This window comes from Acidovorax sp. SRI_002 (assembly GCF_057586455.1).
This window is the reverse complement of the sequence record NZ_JBYCZW010000002.1, coordinates 385,886-401,916: the sequence shown is the minus strand read 5'-3', so window position 1 is coordinate 401,916 and position 16,031 is coordinate 385,886. Positions and strand designations below refer to the sequence as shown.

Below are 16,031 nucleotides of genomic sequence, written 5' to 3'. Positions count from 1 at the left end.
ATCGTGGAAAAAGCAGCCTCAAAAAAACAAGGGGCGGTTATTTCACCCGCTTGAGCGATGGCCGAGCACCACCCGCAGCCGGAGGTGGTCGCGGTGCGTCACCCCCTTCGTCGCCATCTTTCCTGCCGTCATCCGCAGACACCAACTGCACCACGCGGTCCTCGGAAGTTTGCGCTCCACTTGCAGCAGTAGCATCTTCGGAAGACACCGCTTCTGCCAGCATGGGCGCGATGGCCCCGGCAGCAGCCGCACCACCAGCCAGCACATCCACCGGGGGCGGAAACGCCATACCCTGCCCGTTTTCACGGGCATAGATGGCGATCACCCGCCCCACCGGCACGAGGATCTCACGCGGCTTGCCGCCAAACCGGGCCTTGAACTCGATGAAATCGTTGCCCAGTTGCAAGGCGCTTGTCGCATCAAAACTGATGTTCAGGACGATCTCACCATCCTTCACGTATTCACGAGGCACCTGCACCGAGTCATCGACACGCACCGCCACATACGGCGTCAGCCCGTTGTCGGTGCACCACTCGTACAAGGCACGAATGAGGTACGGGCGTGTGGACGTAGATTCCTGTGCGGTCATGAAGGTGAAAGGCAACTGCTGTGAATAGGGAACGGGGCAGGCCGCAAGTTACTTGCGCATGACCTTCTCGGATGGGGTCAACGCCTCGATGTACGCAGGGCGCGAGAAGATGCGTTCTGCATACTTGAGCAGCGGAGCTGCATTCTTGCTGAGGTCGATGCCATAGTAGTCGAGGCGCCACAGCAGCGGGGCAATGGCCACGTCGAGCATGGAGAAGTTGTCGCCCAGCATGTACTTGTTCTTGAGGAACACAGGAGCCAGCTGCGTCAGGCGGTCACGGATGTGCGCACGCGCCTTTTCCAGCGCCTTTTCGTTGCCCTTGGTCGCGCGCGACTCCAGGATGTTCACGTGCACGAACAACTCCTTCTCGAAGTTGAGCAGGAACAGGCGCACACGGGCGCGGTCTACGGGGTCGCCGGGCATCAGCTGGGGATGGGGGAAGCGCTCGTCGATGTACTCGTTGATGATGTTCGACTCGTACAGGATCAGATCGCGCTCGACCAGAATGGGAACCTGGCCGTAGGGGTTCATCACGCTGATGTCTTCGGGCTTGTTGTACAGGTCCACATCGCGGATTTCAAAGTCCATGCCCTTTTCGAACAAGACAAAACGGCAGCGGTGGGAGAAGGGACAGGTCGTACCCGAGTAAAGCACCATCATGGTGGGAGGCTCCTAAAAATCAAAAGAGTGGGACGCCAAAAGCGCCCACTCTGCAAAAAAACCAAGGCACCCCGAAGGGTGCTTTCAATGGATATGACTGCTGCGCGCGTTACTTCACATCTTTCCAGAAGGCTGCGTTGAGCCTCCAGGCAATCACCGTGAACACACCCAGGAAAATCAGCACCCAGACACCCACTCGCTTGCGGGTGTTTTGCGCGGGTTCTGCCATCCACTGCATGTAGTTCACCAGGTCACCCACAGTCTGGTCGTACTGCAGTGGGGTCATCAGACCAGGCCTGACCTGCTCCCAACCCTTGAAAACCTGGGTCTTGTGGCCATGGCTTTCGTGCTCTTCAAACACTGGGCGGCGATCACCCTGCAGCTCCCACAACACGTGGGGCATGCCCACGTTGGGGAACACGAGATTGTTCCAGCCGGTCGGCTTGGTTTCGTCGCGGTAGTAAGTACGCAGGTAGGTGTACAGGTAATCCGCACCCGAACCACCGGCGCCAGCACGCGAACGGGCGATCACGGTCAGATCGGGGGGATTGGCACCAAACCAGGCCTTGGCCTGCTTGGGATCAATCGCCGCCTTCATGGTTTCGCCGACCTTGTCCGTAGTGAACAGCAGGTTGTCCTTGACCTGCTGATCGGTCAAACCGATGTCTTTCAGGCGATTGAACCGCATGAACGCTGCGGAGTGGCAATTCAGGCAATAGTTGACGAAAACCTTGGCGCCATTTTGCAGCGAGGCCAGATCGTTCGTCTTGACGGGGGCCTTGTCCAGCGGAATGCCACCGCCCGCAGCCAGTGCAGAGCCAGCAGCCAGACCCAGGGCGGCCACCAACGTGAGGATGATTTTCTTCATTGTTGTTATCTCCTGGGGCTCAGTGCGCCACAAAGGTCACGCGGTCGGGCACGGCCTTGGCCTCGCCAATACGGCTCCACCAGGGCATCAGCAGGAAGAACCCAAAGTAGAACAGCGTACCCACCTGCGACACACGTTCGCCAATGGGCGAAGGGGGTTGCACACCCAGGTAGCCCAGGATCAGGAAGATGATCACGAACACGCCGTACAGGTACTTGTGCCAGTCGGGACGGTAGCGGATCGACTTCACCGGGCTGTGGTCCAGCCAGGGCAGGAAGAACAGGATGATCACGGCACCCCCCATCACCACCACACCCCAGAACTTGGCATCGATCGACAGCATCAGCACCGCCGCCACGACGGCAGCACCAGCGATGCCGACCTTGATGAAGCTGGGCAACTTGGCCTTGAACACACCAAAGGCAGCACCCGCCAGCACACACAGCACCAGAACGTACATCATCTCGGTCGTGATGGCACGCAGCATCGAGTAGAACGGTGTGAAGTACCAGACCGGCGCGATGTGCAACGGCGTCACCAGCGGATCGGCCGGGATGAAGTTGTTGTACTCCAGGAAGTAGCCACCAAACTCAGGCGCAAAGAACACCACGGCCGTGAACGCCATCAGGAACATGCTCAGCGCGAAGATGTCGTGCACCGTGTAGTAGGGATGGAAAGGCACGCCATCGAGCGGCTTGCCATTGGCATCCTTGGGCGCCTTGGGGCCCTTGATTTCCACGCCATCGGGATTGTTGGAACCCACGTCGTGCAACGCCAGCAAGTGGGCCACCACCAAGCCGAGCAGCACCAGCGGGACAGCGATCACATGGAAGCTGAAGAAGCGGTTCAGCGTGGCATCGCCCACCACGAAGTCGCCACGGATCAGCAAGGCCAGATCAGGACCGATGAAGGGAATGGCAGCGAACAGGTTCACGATCACCTGGGCGCCCCAGTACGACATCTGGCCCCAGGGCAGCAGATAGCCCATGAAGGCCTCGGCCATCAGGCACAGGAAGATGGCGCAGCCGAAGATCCAGACCAGTTCGCGCGGCTTGCGGTAGCTGCCGTAGATAAGGCCACGGAACATGTGCAGGTACACCACCACAAAGAACGCTGAGGCGCCTGTGGAGTGCATGTAGCGGATCAGCCAGCCCCAGGGCACATCGCGCATGATGTACTCGACCGAAGCAAACGCTAGGCTGGCGTCGGGCTTGTAGTGCATGACCAGGAAGATGCCGGTCACGATCTGGATCACCAGCACAACGAGGGCCAGCGAGCCGAAGATGTACCAGAAGTTGAAGTTCTTCGGAGCGTAGTACTCCGACATGTGCACCTTGTAGGCGTCAAAAGCGGTCGGGAAGCGGTTCTCGAACCAGTTCGTGACCTTGGCGCCTGCCGAGGCGTTGGGGGAGATTTCCTTGAATTCAGCCATGTCGATTTACCTCAGGCCTTCTTGTCTTCGCCGATCAACAGCAGCGTGTCGGACAGGTACATGTGCGGCGGCACTTCCAGGTTGTCAGGCGCCGGCTTGTTTTTGAAGACCCGGCCAGCCACGTCGAACGTGGAGCCGTGGCAGGCGCACAGGAAGCCACCGTGCCAGTCGTCTGGCAGCGAGGGCTGTGGGCCGGTCTGGAACTTGTCTCCGGGCGAGCAACCCAGGTGGGTGCAGATGCCCACGCCCACAAACACTTCCGGCTTGATCGAACGGTGCTGGTTCTTGGCGTACTCGGGGGTGGGGTACGTCTTGCGATCCGACTTGGGATCGGCCAGCTGCGATTCCGTCTGAGCGAGAGACTCCAGCTGCTGGGGAGTGCGCTTCAGGATCCACACAGGCTTGCCACGCCATTCAACGGTCAGCTTTTCGCCGGGCTGAAGGGCGGAGATGTCCACCTCTACAGCGGCACCGGCCGCTCTGGCTTTTTCCGAAGGCTGAAAACTACTGACGAAAGGCACTGCAACTGCCACTCCGCCAGCGGCACCGGCACATCCGGACGCAATCAGCCACGTCCTTTTACTGGTGTCGACTGGTGTGTCACTCATGGGGATCCTCGGTAAACATCGCTATTGTTGGGTCAACCGCGAATTGTAGCGGAGTGAAAATGGTTATTTCAAAGTGGGTGACTGTCTTGACAGGGCACCGCGCCGGGCAATACTCCGGCATCACCATTCAAACAAGGAGCACACCATGGGGATGATGCAGGAGTTCAGGGAGTTTGCGGTCAAGGGCAATGTGATCGACCTTGCCGTCGGCGTGATCATTGGAGGGGCGTTCGGCAAGATCGTGGATTCGGTCGTGTCCGACCTGATCATGCCGGTGGTGGGGCTGGTGTTCGGCAAACTCGACTTTTCCAACCTCTTCGTGGTGCTGGGGTCCGTGCCACCGGGCACGGCCATGACGCTCGATGCCCTCAAGAAGGCGGGCGTGCCGGTGTTTGCCTATGGAAACTTCCTGACCGTGGCCGTCAACTTCATCATTCTGGCGTTCATCATCTTCATGATGATCAAGCAGATCAACCGCCTCAAGCGCGAAGCCCCTGCGCCAGCCCCCGAAGCCCCAGCCGCGCCCGCCGAAGACATCGTCCTGTTGCGCGAGATCAGAGATAGCTTGAAAAAATAACGCCCCTTTGAGTCGCTACGCGCCTTCCCCCTGAAGGGGGACGCCGCCAGCGCGGCGGAGTGTCCCTTGCGCGGTGGCTGCTGGCTCGGGGCGCGCCAGTTTGAAGCCCCATCCCTCAACAATCCGCTATCGAATTGATAGTTTTTTGTTTTTGCGCCTAGCCACAGCGCCATGGGACTGTTTCATCCACAAAGGGTCCGCGCCATGCGCACGGCCTCGATGAGGCTTGCAGCATCGGCAATACCCTGCCCCGCTATGTCAAACGCGGTGCCGTGGTCGGGGCTGGTGCGCACCAGGGGCAAGCCCAGGGTCACGTTCACCCCCTTGTCCACCCCGAGGTACTTCACCGGGATAAGCCCCTGGTCGTGGTACATGGCAATGACCACGTCGAACTCTCCAGCGCGATGGGGCGTACTGCGCGCGCGCCTGAACACCGTGTCAGGAGCGAAGGGCCCCCGTACATCCAGCCCCTGCGCGCGCGCAGCGGCGATGGCCGGCGCAATCACCTCGGCTTCCTCGTTACCAAACAGCCCGCCTTCGCCCGCGTGGGGATTGAGCCCTGCCACCGCGATGCGCGGCGCCCGCCCCAGGCTGCGCACCAGGGCAGCGTGCGTGATTTGCAACGTCTGCAGGACGTTGTCCGTGGTGACCGCCGCAATGGCATCGCGCAGCGACATGTGGATGCTGACCAGCACCGTGCGCAACTCGTCGCTGGCGAGCATCATGCGCACGGGCATTTGCGCCAGCGATACCCCCTGGTGCGCGGCGGCCTCGGCCTGCAGCAGCTCGGTGTGGCCCGGAAATGCCACGCCCGCTGCCGCCAAGGCCTCCTTGTGCAAGGGCCCCGTGACCAGCCCCGCCACCTCGCCCCGCAGCGCCGCGCGGGCGGCCCAGACCACGCTGTCTGCGGCGGCACGGCCAGCGGCGGCGCCAATGTGCCCCCAGGGCTGCGGGCCAGGAATGCCTGGCAACTGCAACACCGGAACACAGCGGGGCGGCACGTCCAGCACATCGGCGGGCGCAGCAATCTGTGCCACGGGTACCATGGGCACGCCGGGCCGCACGATGGCCTGGGCCGCACGCCGCAAGGTGGCGACATCGCCCACCACGAAGCAACCCACCAAATCGGCTGGCGCATCGCGAAAGGCCTTGGCCACGATTTCGGGGCCGATGCCGGCAGGATCACCCTGGGTAATGGCGAGAGGCTTCATGGAAGTTTGATTTCAGATAAAAAGTGACCCTAGCGCTTTATTGATAAGCGCAAATAGCTATTATTTTTATAGCGAAAAACCCAGGCTACCAGCGATCAGGCAGGATTGTCGATCTCGATGAATTGGTGGCCCAGCCCCAACCGCCCTGCAACCTGCGCCGCCACCGCAGGCGCCCCATAACGCTCGGTCGCGTGGTGCCCTGCGGCGATAAAACCCACCCCCATCTCGCGGGCCAGATGCGCCTGGGGCTCGGAAATCTCGCCGGTGATGAACACGTCGGCCCCAGCCGCAATCGCCGCCTCGAAGTAGCCCTGCGCGCCTCCTGTGCACCAGGCCACGCGGCAGACTGGCCGCTGCGCAGCAGCGCCTTCCGGCGGCACCCAGGTGACGGGACGGCCCAGGGCCTGCGCGACATGGTCTGCCAGGGCCTGCCCATCGGCAAACGCGGCAGGCCCGGCAAAGCCCAGATCGTTCTCGCCAAACCGCGCGTCGGCCACGAGCCCCAGCACCCGTCCTAGCTGGGCGTTGTTGCCCAGTTCCGGGTGGGCATCCAGCGGCAGGTGGTAGGCAAACAGGTTGATGTCATGCGCGAGCAGCAACTGCAAACGCTGCTTCATCCAGCCCGTCACCCGGCCGTCTTGCCCGCGCCAGAACAGGCCATGGTGCACGAAGATGGCATCCGCTTGGGCAGCAATGGCCGCGTCGATCAGGGCGCGGCTGGCCGTCACGCCGCTGACGATGCGGCTGATCTCGGCCTTGCCCTCCACCTGCAAGCCGTTGGGGCCATAGTCCTTGAAGCGCTCGGGTTGCAGCAGGCTGTCAAACGCCTGCAAAAGTTTGGTGCGGGAAATGCTCATGCAGCTATTGTCGCGCGTGGCCCACGCCCACACATGGGGGACAATGCTTTTCTCCGGGAGGCAGCCGTGGCATGCACACCGCCCGCCGCCCCTTCTCCAGCCCATCACCTGTACAGAATTTCATGAAACGCATCTGGCTGTTGTTTTCGCAGGCCGTCACGGTGTTCGTTGCGGCCTACTTCGTTGTCGCCACCCTGCAGCCGAGCTGGCTGGGCCGGGGCGCCACCACACGCTCCGGCGCGGGCATTGCGCTGCTCGAAGCACCCCCTGCCCCGGCCAATGCGCAGCCTGCGGCGGGCAGCTTCAGCGCTGCGGCGCGCCAGGCGGCGCCTGCGGTGGTCAGCATCAACACCAGCAAGGCCGTGCGCCATCCGCGCAGCAACGACCCCTGGTTCCAGTTCTTCTTTGGCGACCAGGGTGCCCAGGCGCAGGCCGGGCTGGGCAGCGGGGTGATCGTGAGCCCCGACGGCTACATCCTGACCAACAACCACGTGGTGGAAGGCGCCGACGAGATCGAAGTGACGCTGACCGACAGCCGCCGCGCCCGCGCCCGCGTGATCGGCACCGACCCCGACACCGACCTGGCCATCCTCAAGATCGAACTCGACAAGCTGCCCGTCATCGTGCTGGGCAACTCGGACGTACTCGCCGTGGGCGACCAGGTGCTGGCCATAGGCAACCCGTTTGGCGTGGGCCAGACGGTGACCAGCGGCATCGTGAGCGCGCTGGGCCGCACACAGCTCGGGATCAACACCTTCGAGAACTTCATCCAGACCGATGCGGCCATCAACCCTGGCAACTCGGGCGGCGCGCTGGTGGATGTAAATGGCAACCTCATGGGCATCAACACGGCCATCTACTCGCGCTCGGGCGGCAGCATGGGCATCGGCTTTGCAATCCCCGTGTCTACGGCCCGCATGGTGCTGGATGGCATCGTGCAGGACGGCCAGGTCACACGCGGCTGGATTGGCGTGGAGCCCAACGAACTCTCACCCGAACTGGCAGAAACCTTCGGCGTGAAAGCCACCGAGGGCGTGATCATCACCGGCGTGCTGCAGGACGGCCCCGCCGCCCAGGCGGGCATGCGGCCCGGCGATGTGATCGTGCGGGTTGAAGGTAGGAAGGTGAGCAATGTGTCCGAGTTGCTGACCGCCGTGGCGGGGCTCAAGCCCGGCACTGCGGCACCATTCAACGTGCAGCGTGGCGACAAGATGGTGGAACTGAGCATCAACCCCGGCGTGCGCCCCAAGCCTCAGCGCAATGTGAGGCGGTAAGCCCCCTCTGAGCCGCTGCGCGTTTTCCCAAAGGGAGACGCCTCCAGCGGCCTCGCAAAGCCGGTTCCGCGGTGGCACTGGTATTGGGCACGCGCCAGTTTTTAGGGGCTGCGCGCAGAACACTGCGGCATGGCCGCTGATGCAACCCGTCAGCTATTAAAAATATAGCTTGGAGCGCTTATCCAACAAGCGCTAGAGCTCATTTTCACGAGAAACTCAACCTTCAGGCGTTGGAGGCGGGCTCGCTACCCTCTTCCGGGGCTTTGGTGTGCTTGATGAAGATCTGCGCCGCCCAGATGCCCACCTCGTACAGCAGACACATGGGGATCGCCAGTGACAGCTGCGACACCACATCGGGCGGCGTGACGACGGCGGCGATCACAAACGCGATCACGATGAAGTAGCCACGGAATTCGCGCAGCTTCTGCACGCTCACGATGCCCATGCGCGCCAGCACCACCACGGCAATCGGCACCTCGAAGGACAAGCCAAACGCCAGGAACATCGACAGCACAAAGCTCAGGTAGGCCTCGATGTCTGGCGCGGCGGTGATGCTCTTGGGCGCAAAGCTCTGGATAAACGCAAACACCTGGCCAAACACCAGGTAGTAGCAAAACGCCACCCCGATGAAGAACAGCAGCGTGCTGGAGATCACGAGCGGCAGCACCAGCTTCTTTTCGTGGGAATACAGGCCAGGCGCCACAAAGGCCCACACCTGCCACAGCACAAACGGCAGTGCCAGCAAAAAGGCCGACATCAACAAGATCTTGAGCGGCACCATGAACGGCGAGATCACCGACGTGGCGATCAGCGTGGCGCCCTTGGGAAGGTGGGCCACCAGCGGCGCCGCCAGAAAGTCATACAGCGCGCCAGGGCCAGGGAAGAAGAACAAAATCGCCGCCGCAATCGCGATGGCAATGATGGCCTTGACCATCCGGTCGCGCAGCTCCATCAGGTGCTGCACAAACGGCTGCTCGGTACCGGCCAGCTCGTCTTCTTTGGAAGGGGTTTCGGACATGTTGGGTTTTCGTGGGCGTCAGGGCCGCCCATGCAGCGCGCGGTGCGCTGGTGGCTGCTGCATCAATGGAATTTACGGGGACGGAAACGCGCCACACGGGCCGCGCCGGACTGTGCCTTGGTGCGCACACCGCTTCGGGCCTTGTACCACTGGGGCACCGCACCCCGCTTGAGGCGCCAGTTCTTGCCGGGGTGTTTGTAGGCCGGCACGACGGCGGTCTGGTCCTGCAACGCCGAGCTGGCGGTGTCGGTAGCCTCGGCCCAGTCCTTTTCGAACTCGCTGGCGCTGGTCTGGATGGAGTTGTGCACATCGCGTGCGGCGTTCTCCACCGTGTCCTTCATTTTCTTGAGCTCGTCGAGCTCCATGGACCGGTTGACCTCGGCCTTCACATCGGACACGTAACGCTGGGCCTTGCCCAGCAGGGTGCCCACCGTGCGGGCCACACGGGGGAGCTTCTCGGGCCCGATGACTATAAGAGCCACCGCGCCGATCAGCGCCATCTTGGACAGGCCAATATCAATCATGGATCAAGCGCAAAGCGTGCGGGTGCCAGCGGGAACAGCCCGCTCAGCTCTTTTGCTTGGCTTCGACATCGATGGTGGTCTTGTCGGTCGCAGGGTTGTTGGCAACCTGGCCCGCGGGTGGGGTGGTGGTGGCAGCCGCGTCGGCCGAACCGTCTTTCATGCCGTCCTTGAAGCCCTTTACGGCGCCCCCGAGATCGGAGCCCATGTTCTTGAGCTTCTTGGTGCCGAACACCATGACGACGATCAGCAGCACGATCAGCCAGTGCCAGATGGAAAAAGAGCCCATGGAATATCTCCTAACGAATTGCAATCATTTTAGACGGGGGGCGTGACAGGAGTTCACAGCCCAAGCAGAACTGCGGGAATCTCCCTGCACGACCCGTCAGCCTGGTTCAGCCTTTGAGCCACGGACGGGGACCGCCCATCACATGGATATGGAGGTGGTGGATTTCCTGCCCACCTTCAAGCCCCGTGTTTACCACGACGCGAAAGCCACCCTCCGGGTACGGGTTGCAGCCCTGCTCCATTGCCAGCTTCGGCGCCAGCGCCATCATGCGCCCCAGCACACCCGCGTGTTCCTCGGTGACCTGCGCCATCGAAGGGATATGCAGCTTGGGCACCATCAGAAAGTGCACCGGCGCCCAGGGGTGGATGTCGTGGAAGGCGAAAATTTCTTCGTCTTCATAGACCTTTTTCGAAGGAATCTGGCCTGCGATGATTTTGCAGAAGAGGCAGTTCGGATCGTGCATGAGGAAAATGTCAGTACAAAATTAACAGGTCACCAGGCGCTGCTCGCCATCCAAAGCGGTCGCAACCGGCGCGCGCGAAGCCAGTGCCACCGTGGAACTGGCTTTGCCAGGCCACGGGTGGCGTCCCCCAAGGGGGAAGGCGCCGTAGGCGGCACAGGGGGGCTTCATGTATTTTCAGCGATATTGATGGTGGGCCGCACACCCACATCCTTGCGGTGCGCGTGCAGCCATTCCTGCCCGGCCGTGCGGCCGAGGGCGAAAAGCTTGCGCACAAAGGCCATGTCTGCACGGGCCTTGCTGTCGGCGCCAAAGGGCGCCAGCACGGCGCCGCCGTCGATGCGGTGCATGCGCACGCTTTTGTAGCGGCGCGCATCCAGCTTGCCCTCGGCCAGCAGACGGCGCACGAACTCGATGGCGCGCAACTCGGCCAGCAGGCTGGCATTGAAGGTGACTTCGTTCATGCGCTCCATGATTTCCTGGCCTGAGTGGGGCAGATCCAGATGTTCGATGGGGTTGATCTGCACAAGCAGGATGTCGGAGGTCTCGGTCTGATAGATCAGCGGGTGCAACGCAGGGTTGCCCGAATAGCCGCCGTCCCAGTAATGCTCACCGTCGATTTCCACGGCCTTGAACAGCGCTGGCAGGCAGGCCGACGCCATCACGGCATCCGCGCTCAGCCGGGGGCCAGAGAAGATTTCGCCGCGCCCGGTGCGCACGTTGGTGGCGCACACAAACACCTTGGGCCCGCCCGCCGCAGCGCTGGCGCGGCGCACAGTGCACAACAGGTCAAAGTCCACCTCGCGCTCCAGCAGGCGGCGCAGCGGGTTGATGTCGAGCGGATTGGTCTGGTAGGGCGAGAGCCACTGGCGCATCAGCCCCATCATGGGGTTGGCGGCCGACAGGGGCGAGCCCCACATCAGGCTGCCCAGCGTGCCCACGCCCTCCCACAGCCGGGTAAGCGTTTCACGCGCCTGGACGCAACCGGCCAGGTGCGCTTCGTGCGGGTCTTTGTGCTCCTGCGCGGCTTTGGCAAAGCCGTGCGCCATGGCCACGGCATTCATCGCGCCGGCGCTGGTGCCGCTCACGCCATCAAACTGCCACTGGCCATCCTCCAGCAAGGCATCCAGCACACCCCAGGTGAGCGCACCGTGGGAGCCCCCACCCTGCAGGGCCAGGTTCAGCCGTGGCAGGGATGACAAGTGCGACAGGGACGCCGTCGGTTCAGGCATCCACCGCCTGGTTCTTGCTCATGGCCAGCATGCCGCGCACGATGCGGTACAGGAACCACAGGGAGATCACAACCCATACGGGGTTAAAGAGAAACAATCCCAGCAGCCAGAACGGCGCGGTGACGATGTAAAGCACGCCCGCCCAGATCACGGTGCGGATGCGCCACGAAAAATGATTGGCCTGCCAGGTGCCTTCGGCATCGCCGCGTTTGACGAGATCGAGCACCAGCGCAATGACGAGCAGCAGCGCGCTGGCTTGCGCACCCGGCAGCACGGCCCCCACGGCCACGATGAGGTGCAGCACATAGCTGACCCAGCCGATGTTCTTCAGGCCCTGGGCTTTTTGCTCATTGCTTTGCACGTCGATGATGTCGTTCATGGTGCTCCTTCTTCGGCAGTGCGCGCAACCACCTTGCGCAAGGCTTTTTCCTCGATGCCGCTGGTGCCCTCGCGGCGCTCCAGCTCGGTCAGAACATCGGCAGGCGTGAGGCCATAGTGGGCCAGCGCCACCATGGAGTGGAACCAGAGGTCGGCCACTTCGTAAACCAGCTTGGACTTGTCGGCGCCGTGGTCCACATCCTTGGCCGCCATGACGACTTCGGTGGCCTCCTCGCCGATCTTCTTCAAAAACGCATCCGGCCCTTTGTGCAGCAGGCGCGAGACATAGCTCTTATCGGGATCGCCGCCGTTGGCAGGCTTGCGGCTTTCAATCACATCGGCAAGGCGTGCGAGGGAATCGTTGGAACTCATGGTCTTGTCGTCCATTGCCATTACTTGTAGATGGATTCAGGGTCTTTCAAGACCGGATCGACCGCGTGCCAGGCTCCGTCCTTGAGCACGCTGAAAAAACAGCTGTGGCGGCCTGTGTGGCAGGCGATGCCAGGCTCGTGGCCGAGCTGGGTGACCTTGAGCAGCACTACATCGTTGTCGCAGTCCAGGCGGATCTCGTGCACGGTCTGCACGTGGCCGGACTCTTCGCCCTTGAACCACAGCTTCTTGCGCGAGCGGCTGAAGTACACGGCGCGGCCGAGTTCTGCCGTCTTGGCAAGGGCCTCGCGGTTCATCCAGGCAAACATCAGCACGTCGCCCGTGCCCTGCTCCTGCGCAATCACGGGCACCAGGCCCTGCGCGTCCCATTTCACTTCGTTGAGCCAGTTCATGGGCGGGATTGTCGGTGATTTGAATGACCAGCCCGCCTGCCGGGCGAGCGGTTTTGAGGTCATTTTTGCCTCTAGCGCTTATCCATCAAGCGCTAGCAGCTATCAAAATGAGAGTTCAATGAAAAAACAGATGCTTCACCGGGCAGCTTGCAGCCAATTGCAGCACTGCGCAGCGCGTAAATCTGACTACAAAAACAATAGCTATTAGCGCTTTCACACTCAGCGCCAGAACCACTTTTGATCGAAGATTTACTTCGCCACGGTCAAAAACACCCACTTGCGATCCCAGTTCTTGCGGCCCAGGTACTTGATGGCAAACGCATAGCGCCCCGGGGGCAGAAAATCCTGCGTGAGGGTTTCCTGCTGCGTCACCACGGGCTGGCCATTCACGCGCACGCTTTGCTGCGCTACCAGCTCCGATTCGCTCTCCAGATCTTGGCCGTCGAGGGCATAGACGGTGACATCGGGCTCTTCCTTCTCATCGCCCACCAGCGGCAAACCCAGCGTGTTGGCGCGGGTTTCCACGTCCAGCGCGAGCGTGCCCAACACGGGTTCGCGCACGATCCAGTGCACGTCACGCACATTGCTGTTCAGCGTCTGGAGCAGGGCCTTGAGCTTCTCGAATTCGGCCTTGTCGGCAATCACCTCCACCGGCTTGCCGCCGATGGTCGCGTCAAAGCAGCGGCCAATGCGGTGCACACAGGGCAGGCGCTCAGAAAAACTCGCATACGACGGGGGCGGCACCTGCTGCGCCGCAGCGGGCAGTGCCGTGGCCGCCAGGGCCACCACCAGCGCCCAACGCGCGCCCGCGAATGGCGTCGTCACAGACGCACCGGAATGCCGCGCTCGGCCATGCGGGCCTTGGCCTGGCCCACGGTGTATTCGCCGTAATGGAAGATGCTGGCGGCCAGCACCGCGTCGGCACCACCGGTCTGGATGCCGTCGGCCAGGTGGTCCAGGTTACCCACCCCGCCCGAGGCGATCACGGGCACGCTCACCGCATCGCTCACTGCGCGGGTCAGCTCCAGGTCAAAGCCTGCCTTGGTGCCGTCGCGGTCCATGCTGGTCAGCAGGATTTCGCCCGCACCGCGCCGCGCCATCTCAGTGGCCCAGGCAATGGCGTCCAGGCCGGTGTTCTTGCGCCCCCCGTGGCTGTACACGTCCCAGCCCGCACCCACGGGCTGACCGTTGGCGCCCAGGCGCTGCGCATCCTCGGCCGAGCGGCGCTTGGCGTCGATGGCCACCACGATGCATTGAGCACCGTACTTGGCAGACACGGCGTTGATGACGTCAGGGTTGGCAATCGCGGCCGAGTTGAAACTGGTCTTGTCGGCGCCCGCATTGAGCAGCCTGCGCACGTCTTCCACAGTGCGCACGCCGCCACCCACGGTGAGTGGAATGAACACCTGGCTGGCCACGGCCTCGATGATGTGCAGGATGAGGTCACGGCCATCGCTGGTGGCGGTGATATCGAGGAAGGTGAGCTCGTCAGCGCCCTGCGCGTTGTAGCGCGCGGCAATTTCGACCGGGTCGCCTGCGTCGCGCAGCTCGACGAAATTGACGCCCTTGACCACACGGCCTCCGGTGACGTCAAGACAGGGAATGATTCGTTTTGCGAGCATGTCAGTGAGCGATTCGTTGATTAGGCGCTACCGAGGCCAGCAGACGCCGTGGAACTGACTTCGCCAGGCCACTGGCGTCGTCCCCGGGGGGAAGCGGCGAAGCCGCTCAGGGGGTGATCGGTTTCAGCCGTTCAGTTCGTCGGCACGCGCTTGCGCCGCAGCAAAGTCGAGGTCGCCGCTGTATATGGCACGGCCGCAGATCACACCTTCAACGCCTTCGCTCTCCACCGCGCACAGCTGCTCGATATCGGCCATGTTCGACAGGCCGCCCGAGGCGATCACGGGGATGCTCAAAGCCTGGGCCAGCTTCACCGTGGCGTCGATGTTGATGCCCGAGAGCATGCCGTCGCGGCCGATGTCGGTGTAGATGATGGATTCGACGCCCCAGTCCTCGAACTTCTTGGCCAGGTCCACGACCTCGTGGCCGGTGAGCTTGCTCCAGCCGTCGGTAGCGACCTTGCCGTCCTTGGCGTCGAGCCCCACGATGATGTGGCCGCCGAAGGCGCTGCAGGCGTCCTTCAGAAAACCGGGGTTCTTGACCGCAGCCGTGCCGATGATCACGTAGCGCAGGCCGCCGTCGATGTATTTCTCGATGGTGTCCAGGTCACGGATGCCGCCGCCCAGCTGCACGGGAATGTCGTCGCCCACCTCTTTCAGGATGGACTTGATGGCGCTGTAGTTCTTGGGCACGCCCGCAAACGCACCGTTCAAGTCCACCAGGTGCAGGCGGCGTGCACCGGCATCCACCCATTTGCGCGCCATGGCGGCGGGGTCTTCACCAAAGGTGGTGGATTGGTCCATATCGCCTTGTTTGAGGCGTACGCAGTGGCCGTCTTTGAGGTCGATGGCGGGGATGAGCAGCATGGTGGTGAAGTTCGGGTGAAAAAGGGCGAGACGCAGCTCGGCCCGAACGGGTGGCGGTTAAGGGATCAGGGATTCCAGTGCAGAAAATTGCGGTACAGGGCCAAGCCATGCTCCGCGCTTTTCTCCGGGTGAAACTGGGTCGCAAAAATATTATCGCGTGCAATGGCGGCGGCGAACAAACCGCCGTAGTCCGTTTGCCCTGCGCAGTGGGCAGGATTTTGCGGCACGGCGTAGAAACTGTGCACAAAGTAAAAGTAGCTGCTGTCCGGCACGCCAGCCCACACCGGGTGCACGCCACCGCCGTGGTGGGCGTGGGGCATCTGCCGCACCTGGTTCCAGCCCATCTGGGGCACCTTGAAGCGGCTGCCGTCAGGCTGGGTGCGGCCTGCCAGGTCGAACTTGAGCACATCGCCAGGGATGAGGCCAAGGCCCGGCGTATCCCCCTCGGCGCTGTGGTCCAGCAGCATCTGCATGCCCACGCACACGCCGAACATTGGCTTGGAGGCCGCGGCTTCGAGCACCGATTCCTGCAGGCCGGACTCGCGCAGCTCGCGCATGCAGTCGGGCATGGCGCCCTGCCCTGGCAGCACGATGCGCTGGGCGGCGCGCACGTCTTCGGGGCGCTGGGTGACGACCACGGTCCAGCCCGTGCCCTCGGCGGCGGCCTGCACGGCCTGCGACACCGAGCGCAGGTTGCCCATGCCGTAGTCCACGACCGCCACTGTTTTTGCTTCCATATTCATAGCTACTAGCGCTTATCCATCAAGCGATAGCGCCTGATTTAACCCA

21 protein-coding genes are annotated in these 16,031 nt (G+C 62.6%); 2 read left to right on the top strand and 19 right to left on the bottom strand.

Annotation, left to right across the window (positions count from 1 at the left end; translation table 11 throughout):
* Positions 1-37: 37 nt before the first annotated feature.
* The 5 genes from AC2YJX_RS06770 to petA form a co-directional block, all read right to left on the bottom strand.
* The gene (locus AC2YJX_RS06770; protein WP_055399369.1) at positions 38-589 is read right to left on the bottom strand and encodes a ClpXP protease specificity-enhancing factor; all 552 of its coding nucleotides are present in this window, start codon (positions 587-589) and stop codon (positions 38-40) included.
* Positions 590-637: 48 nt separating this feature from the next.
* Positions 638-1,249: a glutathione S-transferase N-terminal domain-containing protein gene (locus AC2YJX_RS06765; RefSeq protein ID WP_007854512.1), complete on the bottom strand. Its 612-nt coding sequence runs from the start codon at positions 1,247-1,249 to the stop codon at positions 638-640.
* A 109-nt stretch (positions 1,250-1,358) separates the two neighbouring features.
* Positions 1,359-2,117 (bottom strand): cytochrome c1, encoded by a 759-nt coding sequence (locus tag AC2YJX_RS06760; protein ID WP_055399199.1) that lies wholly within the window; start codon positions 2,115-2,117, stop codon positions 1,359-1,361.
* A gap of 19 nt (positions 2,118-2,136) precedes the next feature.
* Complete coding sequence (locus AC2YJX_RS06755) at positions 2,137-3,549, bottom strand: cytochrome b (protein WP_055399201.1); 1,413 nt, start codon at positions 3,547-3,549, stop codon at positions 2,137-2,139.
* Positions 3,550-3,560: 11 nt separating this feature from the next.
* Positions 3,561-4,157: a ubiquinol-cytochrome c reductase iron-sulfur subunit gene (petA, locus tag AC2YJX_RS06750; RefSeq protein ID WP_055399203.1), complete on the bottom strand. Its 597-nt coding sequence runs from the start codon at positions 4,155-4,157 to the stop codon at positions 3,561-3,563.
* Between the two features lie 145 nt (positions 4,158-4,302).
* On the opposite strand from petA, the gene mscL reads away from it, so the two are divergent.
* On the top strand, positions 4,303-4,734 hold the full coding sequence (mscL, locus tag AC2YJX_RS06745) for a large conductance mechanosensitive channel protein MscL (protein WP_055399204.1): 432 nt from the start codon (positions 4,303-4,305) through the stop codon (positions 4,732-4,734).
* A gap of 182 nt (positions 4,735-4,916) precedes the next feature.
* On the opposite strand, the gene pdxA is transcribed toward mscL, so the two are convergent.
* Together pdxA and AC2YJX_RS06735 are read right to left on the bottom strand one after the other, a co-directional pair.
* On the bottom strand, positions 4,917-5,945 hold the full coding sequence (pdxA, locus tag AC2YJX_RS06740) for a 4-hydroxythreonine-4-phosphate dehydrogenase PdxA (protein WP_487255608.1): 1,029 nt from the start codon (positions 5,943-5,945) through the stop codon (positions 4,917-4,919).
* A gap of 95 nt (positions 5,946-6,040) precedes the next feature.
* Entirely contained in the window at positions 6,041-6,802 is a 762-nt protein-coding gene (locus AC2YJX_RS06735; RefSeq protein WP_055399371.1) for a Nif3-like dinuclear metal center hexameric protein, read from the bottom strand.
* 122 nt (positions 6,803-6,924) lie between these two features.
* Here AC2YJX_RS06735 and AC2YJX_RS06730 point away from each other — a divergent pair, with 122 nt between their 5' ends.
* Complete coding sequence (locus tag AC2YJX_RS06730; RefSeq protein ID WP_055399373.1) at positions 6,925-8,076, top strand: S1C family serine protease; 1,152 nt, start codon at positions 6,925-6,927, stop codon at positions 8,074-8,076.
* Between the two features lie 223 nt (positions 8,077-8,299).
* Here the strand turns inward: AC2YJX_RS06730 and tatC are convergent, their stop codons facing one another.
* From tatC to hisH, 12 genes are all read right to left on the bottom strand, one after another.
* Positions 8,300-9,094, bottom strand: coding sequence for a twin-arginine translocase subunit TatC (tatC, locus tag AC2YJX_RS06725; protein ID WP_055399208.1), 795 nt, complete (start codon positions 9,092-9,094; stop codon positions 8,300-8,302).
* A gap of 62 nt (positions 9,095-9,156) precedes the next feature.
* Complete coding sequence (gene tatB / locus AC2YJX_RS06720) at positions 9,157-9,618, bottom strand: Sec-independent protein translocase protein TatB (RefSeq protein WP_055399209.1); 462 nt, start codon at positions 9,616-9,618, stop codon at positions 9,157-9,159.
* Between the two features lie 43 nt (positions 9,619-9,661).
* Positions 9,662-9,904 (bottom strand): Sec-independent protein translocase subunit TatA, encoded by a 243-nt coding sequence (gene tatA, locus AC2YJX_RS06715; RefSeq protein ID WP_055399211.1) that lies wholly within the window; start codon positions 9,902-9,904, stop codon positions 9,662-9,664.
* A gap of 106 nt (positions 9,905-10,010) precedes the next feature.
* On the bottom strand, positions 10,011-10,367 hold the full coding sequence (locus tag AC2YJX_RS06710) for a histidine triad nucleotide-binding protein (protein ID WP_055399213.1): 357 nt from the start codon (positions 10,365-10,367) through the stop codon (positions 10,011-10,013).
* 164 nt (positions 10,368-10,531) lie between these two features.
* Positions 10,532-11,596: a patatin-like phospholipase family protein gene (locus tag AC2YJX_RS06705; RefSeq protein ID WP_431151970.1), complete on the bottom strand. Its 1,065-nt coding sequence runs from the start codon at positions 11,594-11,596 to the stop codon at positions 10,532-10,534.
* The gene (locus AC2YJX_RS06700) at positions 11,589-11,975 is read right to left on the bottom strand and encodes a DUF4870 family protein (protein ID WP_055399217.1); all 387 of its coding nucleotides are present in this window, start codon (positions 11,973-11,975) and stop codon (positions 11,589-11,591) included. Before AC2YJX_RS06700 ends, AC2YJX_RS06705 begins: the two co-directional genes overlap by 8 nt.
* Positions 11,972-12,367: a phosphoribosyl-ATP diphosphatase gene (locus AC2YJX_RS06695; RefSeq protein ID WP_252635344.1), complete on the bottom strand. Its 396-nt coding sequence runs from the start codon at positions 12,365-12,367 to the stop codon at positions 11,972-11,974. The genes AC2YJX_RS06700 and AC2YJX_RS06695 overlap by 4 nt, the downstream gene beginning before the upstream one ends.
* On the bottom strand, positions 12,367-12,765 hold the full coding sequence (hisI, locus tag AC2YJX_RS06690; protein ID WP_176889144.1) for a phosphoribosyl-AMP cyclohydrolase: 399 nt from the start codon (positions 12,763-12,765) through the stop codon (positions 12,367-12,369). The genes AC2YJX_RS06695 and hisI overlap by 1 nt, the downstream gene beginning before the upstream one ends.
* Positions 12,766-13,005: 240 nt before the next feature.
* Positions 13,006-13,581 (bottom strand): hypothetical protein, encoded by a 576-nt coding sequence (locus AC2YJX_RS06685; protein WP_055399221.1) that lies wholly within the window; start codon positions 13,579-13,581, stop codon positions 13,006-13,008.
* Positions 13,578-14,378, bottom strand: a complete 801-nt coding sequence (gene hisF, locus AC2YJX_RS06680; RefSeq protein ID WP_055399223.1) for an imidazole glycerol phosphate synthase subunit HisF — start codon at positions 14,376-14,378, stop codon at positions 13,578-13,580. Before hisF ends, AC2YJX_RS06685 begins: the two co-directional genes overlap by 4 nt.
* A gap of 123 nt (positions 14,379-14,501) precedes the next feature.
* Entirely contained in the window at positions 14,502-15,242 is a 741-nt protein-coding gene (gene hisA / locus AC2YJX_RS06675) for a 1-(5-phosphoribosyl)-5-[(5-phosphoribosylamino)methylideneamino]imidazole-4-carboxamide isomerase (RefSeq protein ID WP_055399225.1), read from the bottom strand.
* A 65-nt stretch (positions 15,243-15,307) separates the two neighbouring features.
* Positions 15,308-15,985: an imidazole glycerol phosphate synthase subunit HisH gene (gene hisH / locus AC2YJX_RS06670; RefSeq protein ID WP_055399227.1), complete on the bottom strand. Its 678-nt coding sequence runs from the start codon at positions 15,983-15,985 to the stop codon at positions 15,308-15,310.
* Between the last annotated feature and the right edge of the window lie 46 nt (positions 15,986-16,031).

Coding starts and splice junctions, on each gene's coding strand:
- AC2YJX_RS06770 (WP_055399369.1), bottom strand. CDS start 589: ATGACCGCACAGGAATCTACGTCCACACGCCCGTACCTCATTCGTGCC.
- AC2YJX_RS06765 (WP_007854512.1), bottom strand. CDS start 1,249: ATGATGGTGCTTTACTCGGGTACGACCTGTCCCTTCTCCCACCGCTGC.
- AC2YJX_RS06760 (WP_055399199.1), bottom strand. CDS start 2,117: ATGAAGAAAATCATCCTCACGTTGGTGGCCGCCCTGGGTCTGGCTGCT.
- AC2YJX_RS06755 (WP_055399201.1), bottom strand. CDS start 3,549: ATGGCTGAATTCAAGGAAATCTCCCCCAACGCCTCGGCAGGCGCCAAG.
- petA (WP_055399203.1), bottom strand. CDS start 4,157: ATGAGTGACACACCAGTCGACACCAGTAAAAGGACGTGGCTGATTGCG.
- mscL (WP_055399204.1), top strand. CDS start 4,303: ATGGGGATGATGCAGGAGTTCAGGGAGTTTGCGGTCAAGGGCAATGTG.
- pdxA (WP_487255608.1), bottom strand. CDS start 5,945: ATGAAGCCTCTCGCCATTACCCAGGGTGATCCTGCCGGCATCGGCCCC.
- AC2YJX_RS06735 (WP_055399371.1), bottom strand. CDS start 6,802: ATGAGCATTTCCCGCACCAAACTTTTGCAGGCGTTTGACAGCCTGCTG.
- AC2YJX_RS06730 (WP_055399373.1), top strand. CDS start 6,925: ATGAAACGCATCTGGCTGTTGTTTTCGCAGGCCGTCACGGTGTTCGTT.
- tatC (WP_055399208.1), bottom strand. CDS start 9,094: ATGTCCGAAACCCCTTCCAAAGAAGACGAGCTGGCCGGTACCGAGCAG.
- tatB (WP_055399209.1), bottom strand. CDS start 9,618: ATGATTGATATTGGCCTGTCCAAGATGGCGCTGATCGGCGCGGTGGCT.
- tatA (WP_055399211.1), bottom strand. CDS start 9,904: ATGGGCTCTTTTTCCATCTGGCACTGGCTGATCGTGCTGCTGATCGTC.
- AC2YJX_RS06710 (WP_055399213.1), bottom strand. CDS start 10,367: ATGCACGATCCGAACTGCCTCTTCTGCAAAATCATCGCAGGCCAGATT.
- AC2YJX_RS06705 (WP_431151970.1), bottom strand. CDS start 11,596: ATGCCTGAACCGACGGCGTCCCTGTCGCACTTGTCATCCCTGCCACGG.
- AC2YJX_RS06700 (WP_055399217.1), bottom strand. CDS start 11,975: ATGAACGACATCATCGACGTGCAAAGCAATGAGCAAAAAGCCCAGGGC.
- AC2YJX_RS06695 (WP_252635344.1), bottom strand. CDS start 12,367: ATGGCAATGGACGACAAGACCATGAGTTCCAACGATTCCCTCGCACGC.
- hisF (WP_055399223.1), bottom strand. CDS start 14,378: ATGCTCGCAAAACGAATCATTCCCTGTCTTGACGTCACCGGAGGCCGT.
- hisA (WP_055399225.1), bottom strand. CDS start 15,242: ATGCTGCTCATCCCCGCCATCGACCTCAAAGACGGCCACTGCGTACGC.
- hisH (WP_055399227.1), bottom strand. CDS start 15,985: ATGAATATGGAAGCAAAAACAGTGGCGGTCGTGGACTACGGCATGGGC.